This window comes from Collinsella sp. AM15-2 (genome assembly GCF_003471985.1).
In the GTDB taxonomy this organism is placed as follows: domain Bacteria; phylum Actinomycetota; class Coriobacteriia; order Coriobacteriales; family Coriobacteriaceae; genus Collinsella.
Genome location: NZ_QRKO01000032.1, coordinates 1 through 12,567, shown reverse-complemented (window position 1 = coordinate 12,567; position 12,567 = coordinate 1). Strand labels below are relative to the sequence as shown.

At 62.2% G+C, this 12,567-nt stretch carries 12 protein-coding genes; 10 read left to right on the top strand and 2 right to left on the bottom strand.

Features of this window, described 5'->3' with window-relative positions:
* Nucleotides 1–192 precede the first annotated feature (192 nt).
* The 3 genes from DW171_RS09630 (at nucleotide 193) to nhaA (ending at nucleotide 3,861) form a co-directional block, all read left to right on the top strand.
* Nucleotides 193–1,146 (top strand): ROK family protein, encoded by a 954-nt coding sequence (locus DW171_RS09630; RefSeq protein WP_233539152.1) that lies wholly within the window; start codon nucleotides 193–195, stop codon nucleotides 1,144–1,146.
* A gap of 164 nt (nucleotides 1,147–1,310) precedes the next feature.
* Entirely contained in the window at nucleotides 1,311–2,234 is a 924-nt protein-coding gene (locus DW171_RS09625; RefSeq protein WP_118237188.1) for a manganese-dependent inorganic pyrophosphatase, read from the top strand.
* Nucleotides 2,235–2,502: 268 nt separating this feature from the next.
* Nucleotides 2,503–3,861: a Na+/H+ antiporter NhaA gene (gene nhaA / locus DW171_RS09620; protein WP_118271071.1), complete on the top strand. Its 1,359-nt coding sequence runs from the start codon at nucleotides 2,503–2,505 to the stop codon at nucleotides 3,859–3,861.
* 86 nt (nucleotides 3,862–3,947) lie between these two features.
* On the opposite strand, the gene DW171_RS09615 is transcribed toward nhaA, so the two are convergent.
* Nucleotides 3,948–4,202, bottom strand: a complete 255-nt coding sequence (locus tag DW171_RS09615) for a hypothetical protein (RefSeq protein WP_022093864.1) — start codon at nucleotides 4,200–4,202, stop codon at nucleotides 3,948–3,950.
* Nucleotides 4,203–4,351: 149 nt separating this feature from the next.
* Here DW171_RS09615 and DW171_RS09610 point away from each other — a divergent pair, with 149 nt between their 5' ends.
* The 7 genes from DW171_RS09610 to DW171_RS09580 all read left to right on the top strand — a co-directional run bounded on the left by DW171_RS09610 (nucleotide 4,352) and on the right by DW171_RS09580 (nucleotide 11,305).
* The gene (locus DW171_RS09610) at nucleotides 4,352–5,656 is read left to right on the top strand and encodes an aminotransferase class I/II-fold pyridoxal phosphate-dependent enzyme (RefSeq protein WP_118237192.1); all 1,305 of its coding nucleotides are present in this window, start codon (nucleotides 4,352–4,354) and stop codon (nucleotides 5,654–5,656) included.
* 51 nt (nucleotides 5,657–5,707) lie between these two features.
* Nucleotides 5,708–6,022, top strand: a complete 315-nt coding sequence (locus DW171_RS09605; protein WP_035137695.1) for an STAS domain-containing protein — start codon at nucleotides 5,708–5,710, stop codon at nucleotides 6,020–6,022.
* Nucleotides 6,023–6,175: 153 nt separating this feature from the next.
* Nucleotides 6,176–6,766, top strand: coding sequence for a twin-arginine translocase TatA/TatE family subunit (locus DW171_RS09600; protein WP_158570915.1), 591 nt, complete (start codon nucleotides 6,176–6,178; stop codon nucleotides 6,764–6,766).
* Nucleotides 6,766–7,557 carry a twin-arginine translocase subunit TatC gene (gene tatC, locus DW171_RS09595; protein WP_055285525.1) on the top strand — a complete coding sequence of 264 codons (792 nt, stop codon included), beginning with the start codon at nucleotides 6,766–6,768 and terminating at the stop codon, nucleotides 7,555–7,557. Before DW171_RS09600 ends, tatC begins: the two co-directional genes overlap by 1 nt.
* A gap of 6 nt (nucleotides 7,558–7,563) precedes the next feature.
* Nucleotides 7,564–7,920, top strand: a complete 357-nt coding sequence (gene hypA, locus DW171_RS09590; RefSeq protein WP_022093859.1) for a hydrogenase maturation nickel metallochaperone HypA — start codon at nucleotides 7,564–7,566, stop codon at nucleotides 7,918–7,920.
* A gap of 55 nt (nucleotides 7,921–7,975) precedes the next feature.
* Complete coding sequence (gene hypB, locus DW171_RS09585; protein ID WP_117637070.1) at nucleotides 7,976–8,659, top strand: hydrogenase nickel incorporation protein HypB; 684 nt, start codon at nucleotides 7,976–7,978, stop codon at nucleotides 8,657–8,659.
* A gap of 54 nt (nucleotides 8,660–8,713) precedes the next feature.
* The gene (locus DW171_RS09580) at nucleotides 8,714–11,305 is read left to right on the top strand and encodes a DNA topoisomerase I (protein WP_118095188.1); all 2,592 of its coding nucleotides are present in this window, start codon (nucleotides 8,714–8,716) and stop codon (nucleotides 11,303–11,305) included.
* A gap of 142 nt (nucleotides 11,306–11,447) precedes the next feature.
* Here the strand turns inward: DW171_RS09580 and DW171_RS09575 are convergent, their stop codons facing one another.
* A complete protein-coding gene (locus DW171_RS09575; RefSeq protein WP_117565016.1) occupies nucleotides 11,448–12,431 on the bottom strand; it encodes a zinc-ribbon domain-containing protein in 984 nt (327 codons plus the stop codon).
* Nucleotides 12,432–12,567: the final 136 nt, after the last annotated feature.

Sequence of the window (12,567 nt, the reverse complement as noted above, 5' to 3'; positions counted from 1 at the left end):
TTATACCCTAAGAGCAAACCACCCTTTTTAAGGGTGGTTCTGATTTTGGGGATGGTCTTGCGCGGTCTGTTGAGCGGCCAATTGCGTTTCCCCAGATAAAACCTGCTAAAACAAACCTGTCCCTTTTTGGCAGGTTTTTGCCTTGGGAGCGGTACCATACTGGCAATGTTTAAACGAGAAAGGTGGGCTCCCATGGAACCTAAGCAGTACTACATCGGCATTGACGTCGGCGGCACTTCGGTTAAGGAGGGCCTGTTCGACGAAGACGGTAACCTGCTTGCCAAGGCCAGCGTGCCTACGCCTCCCATCGTTGACGCCGCGGGCTTTGCCGCGGTGACCGAGGCTATCGACCAGGTGGTTGCCAAGGCGCAGATTCCGCGTGCCTTTGTGGCGGGCATTGGCCTGGCTGTTCCGTGCCCTATCCCGGCGTCGGGCGATGCCAAGGTCAAGGCCAACATTGCCATTAACCTGCCCGAGCTTAAGATCGCCATCCAGGAGCACTGCCCCGACGCGGTCGTTAAGTACGAGAACGATGCCAACGCCGCTGCCATGGGCGAGGCCTGGCTCGGCTCTGCCAAGGGCGTGCAGAACGTCGTGATGGTCACCATCGGTACCGGCGTGGGCGGCGGCGTTATCGTTAACGGCGACGTGGTGTCGGGCGTTGTGGGTGCCGGCGGCGAGATTGGCCACATGTGCCTGAACCCGGCTGAGGAGCGCACCTGCGGCTGCGGCGGCCATGGCCACCTGGAGCAGTATTCCAGCGCTACCGGCGTGGTGAGCAACTATCTTGCCGAGTGCGAGAAGGCGGGCGTCGACCCCATCGAGCTCACCGGCCCCTCCGATTCCAAGGACGTGTTCCAGGCCTGTCGCGAGGGTGACAAGCTCGCGCTAGCCGCGGCCGATACCATGGCCGACTATCTCGGTCGCGCTCTGGCGCTTATCGCCAACGTGGTCGACCCCGAGATGTTCCTGATCGGCGGCGGCGCATCCGCCTCGGCCGATGTCTACCTCGACAAGGTCCGCGAGCACTTTAAGCAGTACGTGCTTTCTGCCTCGCGCGAGACGCCCATTAAGGTCGCCTCGCTCGGCAACGACGCCGGCATCATCGGTGCCGCCTACGTAGCCCTGCGCGCCGCCGGCAAATAGCTGGCGCAAGGGGGCAGGTTAGTTTGCGCCACATGGTGCAGAGGGGACAGACTTTGCCTCAGCGCCTGCCCCAATTTGTGCTGCGGCCCTTCCATCTCATAGGGTTCGGCGTCAGCGTGCTACCATAGCTACGTCCAAGTACACATATCAAGTGGAGGATATCCATGGCAAACGTTCTTGTCTTTGGTCACCAGAACCCCGATAACGACGCCATCATGAGCGCCGTCGTCCTGTCCCAGCTGCTCAACCAGGTTGAGTATGCCGGCAACACCTACGAGGCCTGCGCGCTGGGCCAGCTTCCGGCCGAGTCCGCCAAGCTGCTCGCCGACGCCGGCATTGCCGAGCCCCGCGTGATCGAGTCCGTCGAGGCCGGTCAGCTCGTCGTCCTCACCGACCACAACGAGTCCGCCCAGTCCGTCGCCGGCCTTAAGGACGCCACGGTCTTTGGCGTCGTCGATCATCACCGCATCGGCGACTTCGAGACTGCCGGTCCGCTGCACTACATCTGCCTGCCCTGGGGCTCCAGCTGCACCATCGTCACCAAGCTCGCCGGCGTGCTCGGCGTTGAGCTTTCCGACGTTCAGGCCAAGCTGCTGCTCTCGGCCATGATGACCGATACGCTCATGCTCAAGAGCCCCACCACCACCGATGTCGACCGCGCCGTCGCCGCCAAGCTCGGCGAGCAGGTGAGCGTCGACCCGGTCAAGTTTGGCATGGAGGTCTTCCTCACCCGCCCGTCCGGCTCCTTCACTGCAGCCGAGATGGTCGGCAACGACATCAAGATGTTCGAGCCCGCTGGCAAGAAGCTGCTCATCGGCCAGTACGAGACTGTCGACAAGAGCCGTGCGCTTGGCATGATTGACGAGATCCGCGAGGCCATGCGCGCCTATGCCGCCGAGAAGGGTGCCGACGGCATCGTCCTGTGCATCACCGACATCATGGAGGAGGGCTCGCAGGTCCTGCTCGAGGGTGAGACCGAGGCCGCTCAGAAGGGCCTGGGCATCGCTGACGAGCACGACGGCGTCTGGATGCCGGGCGTCCTTTCCCGCAAGAAGCAGGTCGCTGCTCCCATCATGGCCGCCTGCTAGGTTTTGTTGACCTAACACCGACGACCGGACCGCGGACGCCCCGCGCTCCGGTCGTTTTTTGTGCGCGGGACCGCGTCCCCTATTGGACAGGGGCGCTCGCACCGTTGAGCAAATAATGTTCAACCTGTGGTTCCGCTTTTCGGCCGCGCTTGCGCGTTTGTCGCGCAGGGTAGGCTAGATGCAAGCGTAATACGTTGGAGCGCGGCGCCGCCATTTGGGCGGGCCGTGCTTTTTTAAGACGGGAACCTTCCCGCGAAAGGAGCCGCCCATGGCAGCAACCGAGCAGCTGTTCAACACCCGTGAGCGCAAGCGTTTTGAGCGCCACGACATTTGGGAGCGCATTGCCGAGAACGGCACGATTTCCGCCGCCGTCATGGTGATCGCCGCCATCGCCGCCGTCATCTGTGCCAACACCGATGCCTACGAGGCCATTCATCACTTTTTGGAGACCCCGCTGTATGTGGGTCTGGGCAACCTTACGGCCGGTCTCACCGTTGAGCTTTTCGTCAACGACTTCCTCATGGCGATCTTCTTTTTGCTCGTGGGCATTGAGCTTAAGTACGAGATGACGGTCGGCGAGCTCAAGAATCCGCGTCAGGCCATGCTTCCCATGCTGGCGGCCGTGGGCGGCGTCGTCGTTCCCGCCTGCATCTATCTGATCTTTAACCATGCCGGCGCGCACAACGGTTGGGCTATCCCCATGGCAACCGATATTGCCTTTGCGCTGGGCGTGCTGTCGCTTTTGGGCAACTGCGTGCCCAACGGCGTGCGCGTGTTCTTCTCGACGCTCGCCATCGCCGACGACCTCATCTCCATCGCCGCCATCGCCATCTTCTACGGTCAGAGCCCCAATCCGTTTTGGTTGGGCGCCGCCGCGCTTGTGACCTGCGCGCTCGTGTGGCTCAACAAGACGCAGCATTACCGCCTTGCCCCGTATTCGGTACTGGGTCTGCTGTTGTGGTTCTGCATGTTCAAGAGCGGCGTACATGCCACACTTGCCGGCGTCATCCTGGCCTTTACCATCCCGGCCAAGTGCGGCGTCAAACTCGATAGCCTCACCGATTGGTTGGGCGAGTGCCTGCCGTTGCTCGATGACCGCTACGACGACGAGGCGCACATCCTGGGCCAGCATGACTTTACCGTCTCGACCACCAAGGTTGAGCGCGTCATGCACCGCGTGACCCCGCCGCTCATCCGCATGGAGCGTCTGATCTCCACGCCGGTCAACTTTGTGATCCTGCCGATCTTTGCGTTCGTAAACGCGCAGGTTCGCCTGGTGGGCGTGGACATGAGCACGCTGCTCACCGACCCGGTGACGCTCGGCGTGTACTTTGGCATGCTGCTGGGCAAGCCGATCGGCATCTTTGGCATGACGTTTGCCCTGGTTAAACTCAAGATTTCCGAGCTGCCGCACAATGTCAACTGGCACATGATTGCCGGCGTGGGCATTCTGGGCGGTATCGGCTTTACCATGTCGATCCTCATTAGCGGCCTTGCCTTCCCGACGGCCCAGTTTGAGGTTCTGGCCGCAAAGGCCGCCATTCTTGCCGGATCCGTTACCGCCGCGGTGCTGGGCATGATCTACATGAGTGTGGTCTGCAAGCACCCCGCGTCCAAGGACGAGTAAGGGCACATGCAAGTTTGAAAACGCCGCCTGTGAACACCATCACAGGCGGCGTTTTAGTCATTGGGGACGTTCTTAAATGACTAGGTTTATTCCACCGTTCCGTAGACGGCGCCCCAGCCGTGGGCGGCCAAGGCGGAGTTGAGCTGGTCGCAAAGTGACTGGCGATCGTAATAGCCGGGCGGCAGCAGGTTGACGATTTCCATGAGATCGGGCGCCAGGTCCAAGATTTCGGCCTGTACGATCAAATCGAGGCGGTCGATGGCGTGGCGGTCGTAAAACAGTCCGTCGACCAGGCGCTGCAGGTCGCCGAATTCCTCGGCCTGAAACGATCCGTACTCCATAGTGCCTCCTTGGGCGCCCCACGCCGGCATGCGCGGCGATTCGTAATTCATTGCGATGAACTTAATCTATCACGGCTTCATAACGTTGCGGCGGTGGCGGTCTATACTTAGACAAACTGCAACGTACCGCTTCGCGAAAGGTCGCACCCATGCAGACGATCTACCAGAAGATGGAAACCACCGAACTCGATGCCGCCATCGAGGCGCTCAAAGCCGAGGTCGCCGAGGTCAAGGCCAAGGGCCTGGCGCTTGACATGGCCCGCGGCAAGCCGTCGCCCGCCCAGGTGGACATCTCGCGCCCCATGCTCGATATCCTCAATGCCGACGCCGATCTGCACGACGGCAACGTCGATTGTTCCAACTACGGCTGCTTTGAGGGCATTCCCTCGGCACGCAAGCTGGCGGGGGAGTTTCTGGGCTGCCCCGCCGAGCAGACGCTTGTGCTGGGTTCGTCGAGCCTTTTGATCGAGCATGACATCGCCGGCATGTTCTGGCGCTGTGGCTCGTGCGGCAGCGAGCCCTGGGACGCCTACGAGGCCGCGCACGACGGCAAGAAGGTCAAGTTCCTGTGCCCCGTTCCCGGCTACGATCGCCACTTTGGCATCACCGCCGACTTGGGTATCGAGAACGTCCCCGTCGCGATGACCGACAACGGCCCCGACATGGACGAGGTCGAGCGCCTCGTTGCCGCCGACGATTCCATCAAGGGTATCTGGTGCGTGCCCAAGTATTCCAACCCCACGGGCATCACCTTTAGCGAGGACACCGTGCGCCGCCTGGTTGAGATGCCCACGGCCGCGCCCGATTTCCGCATCTTCTGGGACAACGCCTACTGCGTGCACGACCTGTACGACGAGACCGACGAGCTCGCAAACATTTTTGACCTCGCTCGCGCGGCGGGCACCGAGGATCGCGTGGTGGCCTTTGCCTCGACGTCCAAGATCACCTTCCCGGGCGCCGGCATCGGCTTTATCGGTGCGAGCCCCGCGGTTATCGCCGAGTTCTCCAAGCGCCTGAAGGCCGGCCTCATCAGCGCCGACAAGCTCAACCAGCTGCGTCACGTGCGCTTCCTTCCCACCATCGAGGCGGTCAAGGAGCACATGAAAAAGCACGCCGAGTTCCTGCGTCCGCGCTTTGAGGCCGTCGAGCGCAAACTCACCGAGGGCTTGGGCGACACGGGTTGCGCCACCTGGACGCATCCCCGCGGCGGCTACTTTGTGAGCTTCGATGGCCCCGAGGGCTCGGCCCAGAAGGTCGCCGCGCTTTGCGCCGACTTGGGCGTCAAGCTCACACCGGCCGGTGCTACCTGGCCCTATGGCAAGGACCCGCGCGACACCAACATCCGCATCGCGCCGAGCTATCCCACGGTCGAGGACCTGGAGGCTGCGCTCGATGTGCTGGTGCTGGCCGTTAAGCTTGTCGCTGCCGAGCTTGCGCGTGCCGAGCGCGCCTAACGCGCGGCTTCCCGTACTATCCGCACTTTCGATACGTAAAGGAGCGTATACATGGATTTGGGTATTTCCACCAACCCCACGCCAGAGCTCTACACCATTAAGGTCACCGGCGAGATTGATATTTCTAACGCCGATAGCCTGCGCAATGCCATCGACCTGGCGCTCGAGCAGCCCACTGAGGCCGTTGAGCTCGATTTTGCCCAGGTGAGCTACATCGATTCGACGGGCATTGGCGTGCTCGTGGGCGCCGCGCACCACGCGGTCGACCACGGTAAGCGCTTTAGCTGCACCAATGTGCAGCCTCCGGTGATGCGCGTGGTTCAGCTGTTGGGTGTCGACCAGGAGATTTCGATCACCGCTGCATAATCTTGGCCCCCAAAAGGGCGTGCCGTTTGGCATATGTTTGTGATGCGCTCGGACGTTTTGGCGTCCGGGCGCTATACTTGACCGAATGAATAGACGAGTTCCGGCCGAATGGCGCGGTGCGGGCTCGACTCACATCGAGCCTTGGAGGTATGTGTGTTTGGTATTGGAGAGGGTGAGCTCGCGATCATCGTGGTCTTCGGCTTTTTGCTGTTTGGCCCGGATAAGCTCCCGCAGATGGGCCGCACGATCGGCCGTGCCATCCGTCAGTTCCGCGAGACGCAGGAAAAGATGACGGCCGTTGTTCAGTCCGAGATTATCGATCCGGTAAGCGAGGCCGCGTCGGCGCCGGTCAAGCCCAAGAAGGCCGCTGCGACCGACGACGATTCCGATGCGGACGAGGAAGCCGCCGAGACGGCTGCGCCAGCAAAGAAGGAGACCTTCGCCGAGCGCCGTGCCCGCCTTGCTGCCGAGAAGGCTGCAAGCGAGGGTGCTGCTGAGGGCGAGGGTGCTGCTGAGGAGTCCGAGGCCGAGAGCGCCGAGCCTGCCGCTGCCGCCAAGCCTGTCGTCGAGCCCGAGCCTGCTGCAGAGCCGGAGCCCGAGCCCGAGCCGGCAGAGCCCACGACGGCTGACCTCTACGCCCGTCGTCCCCGCAAGCGCAAGGCCGTCGTCGACCAGCTCGCTCGCGAGCTCGAGGCCGAGGACGACGCCGTTGCCGCCGACGCCCCGAAGGGAGGCGATGAGTAATGCCTATCGGACCTGCGCGCATGCCGCTCTTCGATCACCTGGGCGAGCTCCGTCGCCGCCTGACCATCGTGGTCGTGTCGGTGTTTGCCGCCGCCATCGTGCTGTATTTCGCCACGCCCGTGGTGCTCGACATCCTGGAAGACCCCATCCGCTCCTTTGTGCCGGACGGTAAGTTCTACATCACCACCACGCTCGGCGGCTTTGGACTGCGCTTCTCGCTGGCCATCAAGATGGCCGTGGTCATGTGCACGCCCATGATCATCTGGCAGATTCTGGCATTTTTCCTGCCGGCACTGCGTCCCAACGAGCGCAAATGGGTCGTGCCCACGGTGCTCGCCTCGACGGTGCTGTTCTTCCTGGGTGCCATCTTCTGCTACTTCATCATTATCCCGGCAGGCTTTGAGTGGCTCATCGGCGAGACCTCGGCCGTCGCCACGGCGCTGCCCGATCTGGAGAACTACGTCAACATGGAGCTGCTCTTTATGATCGGCTTTGGTGTGGCGTTTGAGCTGCCGCTCATCATCTTCTACCTGTCCGTCTTCCACATCGTGTCCTACGCTGCTTTCCGCAGTGCCTGGCGTTATGTATACGTTGGCCTGCTTGTGGGCTCGGCTGTGATTACGCCCGACGGCTCGCCCGTTACGCTGGGTCTCATGTATGGCGCCCTGCTCTCGCTCTACGAGATTTCGCTCGCCATCGCTCGCGTGGTCATTACCGCGCGCGAGGGCAAGGAGGGCCTGTTCGTGAGCCGTCTGGACCTGTTCTCGGACGACGAGGACGACGAGGAGTAAATCGGTATGCACGAGGTTGGCATTGTCAACGGCATACTCGATACAGTGATTCGCGCGGCGCGTGGGGCGGGGGCCTCGCGCGCCGTTTTGGTAACGCTGCGTATCGGGGATATGACCGAAGTTGTGCGCGAGGCGCTCGACTTTGCGTGGGAGACGTTTCGCGACGAGGATCCGCTCACGCGCGGCTGCGAGCTTGCCGTGGAGGAGGTCCATCCACAAAGCGAGTGTCTGGACTGCGGCGAGGTTTTCGACCACGATCGCTTCCACTGTCGCTGTCCCCAGTGTGGTGGTGCCAACGTGCGCCTACTGCACGGCCGCGAGCTCGATATCGCAAGTATCGAAATCGAAACCCCCGACGATTAGCCCGCTAGCCATCTGGTGATGGGGTATAAAGGGGCCAAAGTAAGGAGCGCTAAGTATGGCCGAGAAAACGATTGATATTGCATCGCCGATTCTGTCGCGCAACGAGCGCCTGGCAGATCAGCTGCGTCAGCGATTTGAGCAGACGAACACCTACGTGATCAACGTGCTGTCGAGCCCCGGCTCGGGTAAGACCACTACGATTCTGGGCACCAACGAGCGCCTGCGTGACAAAGCCGGCCTGCGTTGCGCCGTCATCGAGGGCGATATCGCCTCGGATGTCGACGCCATCACCATGAAGGAAGCCGGCATGTCCGCCATCCAGATCAACACGGGCGGCCTGTGCCACCTCGAGGGCAACATGATCATGGAGGCCGTCGATGCCTTCGACCAGGCTGTGGGTCTGGAGAACATCGACGTCATCTTTATCGAAAACGTGGGTAACCTGGTCTGCCCGGTCGACTTTGACCTGGGCGAGAACCTGTCCATCATGATTCTCTCGGTGCCCGAGGGCGACGACAAGCCCATCAAGTACCCGGGCATCTTCCAGCACGCCGGCGCGCAGCTGCTCAACAAGGTCGACGTGGCTCCGGCTTTCGATTTTGACATGGATAGGTATACTAAGACACTCGATGACCTCAATCCGCAGGCGCCGCGGTTTGCCGTGAGCGCGCGCAAGGGCGAGGGCATGGATGCCTGGTGCGATTGGCTCATCGGGCAGATTGAGCAAGCAAGGGCGTAAGTCGGCCGCCATACGGGCGGGCGTAGCCGCAGAGATACGAGATAGGAGCCTCTTTTGAAGCTCATCATCGCCGAGAAAAACGACGCCGCGCGTCAGATTGCCGAGCGTCTGTCCACGGGCAAGCCCAAAAAGGACAAGGTGTACAACACCGCCATCTACCGTTTTGAGTGGAAGGGCGAGGAGTGCGTGACGATCGGCCTTGCCGGTCACATCCTTGCGCCCGATTTTTGCGACAGCGTGCTGTTCGATAAAAAGCTGGGCTGGTATTCGGTCACCGAGGACGGCGAGATGCTGCCGGCCGATATGCCCGATGGCCTGGCACGTCCGCCCTACGACACCAAGCGCAAGCCGTTTCTTGCCGATGGTATCTCCATCAAGGGCTGGAAGCTCGAGAGCCTGCCTTACCTCACCTGGGCGCCCGTCATTAAGCTGCCGGCCGAGAAGGAGCTCATCCGCTCGCTCAAGAACCTTGCCAAGAAGTCCGACAGCGTCATTATCGCCACGGACTTCGACCGCGAGGGCGAACTGATCGGTTCGGACGCCCTCAACAAGGTGCGCGAGGTTGCGCCCGACTTGCCGGTCGCCCGCGCCCAGTATTCTTCGTTTACCAAGGCCGAGATTACGCAGGCCTTCGATAATCTTGTCTCGCTCGACCAGAATCTGGCCGACGCCGGCGAGAGCCGCCAGCACATCGACCTCATTTGGGGTGCGGTGCTCACGCGCTACCTGACGCTCGCCAAGTTTGGCGGCTTTGGCAACGTGCGCTCCGCCGGCCGCGTGCAGACGCCGACGCTTGCCCTGGTGGTCGAGCGCGAGCGCGAGCGCATGGCGTTTGTGCCCGAGGACTATTGGCAGATTCGCGGCATGGGTGCCGCTCAGGGTGCTGCCGAGGATGACCGCTTTAAGATTGCGCACAAGACGGCACGTTTTACCGACAAGGATGCTGCCGAGACGGCGTACGGCCACGTCGACGGCGCTACGACGGCAACCGTCGCCGCGGTGACCAAGCGCTCCCGCAAGCAGCAGCCGCCCACCCCGTTTGCGACGACCTCGCTGCAGGCTGCCGCCGCGGCCGAGGGCATCTCACCTGCACGTACCATGCGCATCGCCGAGTCCCTCTACATGGCGGGCCTCATCAGCTATCCGCGTGTCGACAACACCGTGTACCCTGCGACGCTCGATCTGGGCGCCGTGGTGAGCGACCTGGCAAAGATCAACCCGGCGCTGGCGCCCGTGTGCAAAAAGGTACTCGCCGGCCCCATGAAGCCCACGCGCGGCAAAGTCGAGACCACCGACCACCCGCCCATCTACCCCACGGGCGAAGGCGATCCGTCCACGCTCGATGGCGGCCAGCGCAAGCTCTACGACCTCATCGCCCGTCGCTTCCTGGCGACGCTCATGGGTCCCGCGACTATCGAGAACACCAAGCTCGAGCTCGATGTGAACGGTGAGCCGTTCGTGGCTTCGGGCGATGTGCTCGTGACCCCGGGTTTCCGCGAGGCGTACCCGTACGGACTCAAGCGCGACGAGCAGATGCCTCCGCTGGAGCAGGGCGACACGGTCGACGTGTTCGACATTAAGCTCGAGGCCAAGCAGACCGAGCCGCCCGCGCGCTACAGCCAGGGCAAGCTCGTGCAGGAGATGGAAAAGCGCGGCCTGGGCACCAAGTCCACGCGCGCGAGCATCATCGAGCGCCTGTACGCCGTGCGCTACCTCAAAAACGATCCCGTGGAGCCGAGCCAGCTGGGCATCGCCATCATCGACGCGCTGACGCAGTTTGCCCCGCGCATCACGAGCCCCGATATGACCAGCGAGCTCGACGGCGACATGACCCGTGTGGAGCGCGGCGAGGACACCGAAGAGCATGTCGTGACGCACTCGCGCGCGCTGCTGGCCGGCGTGCTCGACGAGCTGCTCAAGCACACGCAGGAGCTGGGCGACGCCATCAGCGACGCCGTCACGGCCGATGCGCGCGTGGGCGCCTGCCCCAAGTGCGGCAAGGACCTGGTTATGAAGACGAGCGCCAAGACCCGCGGCAGCTTTATCGGCTGCATGGGCTGGCCCGACTGCGACGTGACCTATCCGGTGCCGAGCGGCGTCAAGGTGAGCCCGCTCGAGGGCGAGGCCGCCGTGTGCCCCGAATGCGGTGCGCCGCGCATTAAGTGTCAGCCGTTCCGCCAGAAGGCTTTCGAGATCTGCGTGAACCCGACGTGCCCCACCAACTACGAGCCCGACCTTAAGGTGGGCGAGTGCAAGGTGTGTGCCGAGGCCGGACGCCATGGCGACCTGATCGCGCACAAGAGCGAGAAGAGCGGCAAGCGCTTTATCCGCTGCACCAACTACGATGACTGCGGCGTGAGCTATCCGCTGCCGGCGCGTGGCAAGCTCGAGGCGACGGGCGAGACCTGTCCCGAGTGCGGCGCCCCCATCGTGGTGGTCAACACGGCGCGCGGTCCGTGGCGTATCTGCGTCAACATGGACTGCCCGACCAAGGAGAAGAAGCCCGCCCGCGGCCGCAAGACCACAACCAAGGCGAGCACGGCAAAGAAGACGACCGCTGCGAAGAAGACTTCGACGGCGAAAAAGTCGACTGCCAAGAAGTCGACCACCAAGAAGACGACGGCCAAGAAGGCCGCCGACAAGTAACGGCGCAGTCGAAACATTGCCCAAAAAAACGAGCGAGGACCCCGCGATCCTCGCTCGTTTTTTTGACCGGCAGTTAGGGACGTTCTTTTTCTGCCGGCAGTTTAGGAACGTCCCTAACTGCCGGCTCGGGAACGACAAAGCGCTAGTTCACCTCGACAGGCTTGGCGCCGGGATAACGCTCCTCAAAGTCTAGGCGGTACTTATTGTCATTGGTGCCCGCCACGTTGTCGCGCGACAGCGGCGCCACGATCTCATTCTTGTGGTCCGCAGGCTTGGCGTATTTCAGACTGATCTCCCAGGCATCACAGATTGCGTCAATGCGGTGATCCAGGTCGTCGTACAGGGCGATGATGTCCTTCCAGGAGCTGTAGTTTTTGGAGCTCGTCGGGACGTCCAGGTCCTCGACGATGTCGTAATACTGCTCGATGGTGTCCTCCGTGCGCTCGGCGACGTCGGCGAGATTTTGACGGGTGGTTCGATCCTCTTCCAGATAGTTGCCGTTGAAGTTCTGCGCGCAGCCACGGACCTGGCTGTCGAGATCTTCGAGCAGGTCGTAGTATTCGCTCAGGCGACGGTAGAGGTTCTGCTCAGAGAGCGTTGCTTCGCCGCCATCCTCGTCGTCATCGTCATCATCGTCGTACAGGCTGTTGGGATTGCCGAGAGGCTTTAGGTCATCGTCGTCGACGTCATGGTGCAGCTTAGCTACCTCGGCAGTCGTCTGCGTGGCGGCGTTGTCGAACGGTCTGATCGCAAAGAAGATGACCAGGGCGATGATGATCGCCACCAGCACAACGATAACGGCGATAAGCGGCCCGGTGCCGCTCTTTTTGGGAGCGGGGGTCTGTGGCGAAGCGGGCGCGTATGCGGGAGCCGGCTGCTGTTGGGGCGAGCCGCTCGCGACGGGTATGCGCTGCGTGGTCTCGACGGCTTCGGTCCTTGCGGCGGGGTCGGGGCTATAGGCGAGGGGGTCGTCCGCCTTGGCTTGCGGCGTATCAAGGGAGCCGGTCTGCTCAAAAGCGGGCTGGCTATCGCTCGCGGCTGTTTGCTCAACGGGTGCACCGCACGAGGTGCAGAACTTGGCATTATCTTCAAGAAGCTTGCCGCACGAGGCGCAATACCGAGACATTGCCACTCCTTTCGCCACATTTCAATGCAATACGACGATTATACCCAGCATCCAAAATTCCCCATCATACGTTGCGGTGAAATAGGGACTGCCTTGATTATCGACTTTATCCGAACACCTCCCACATTCATCCGCA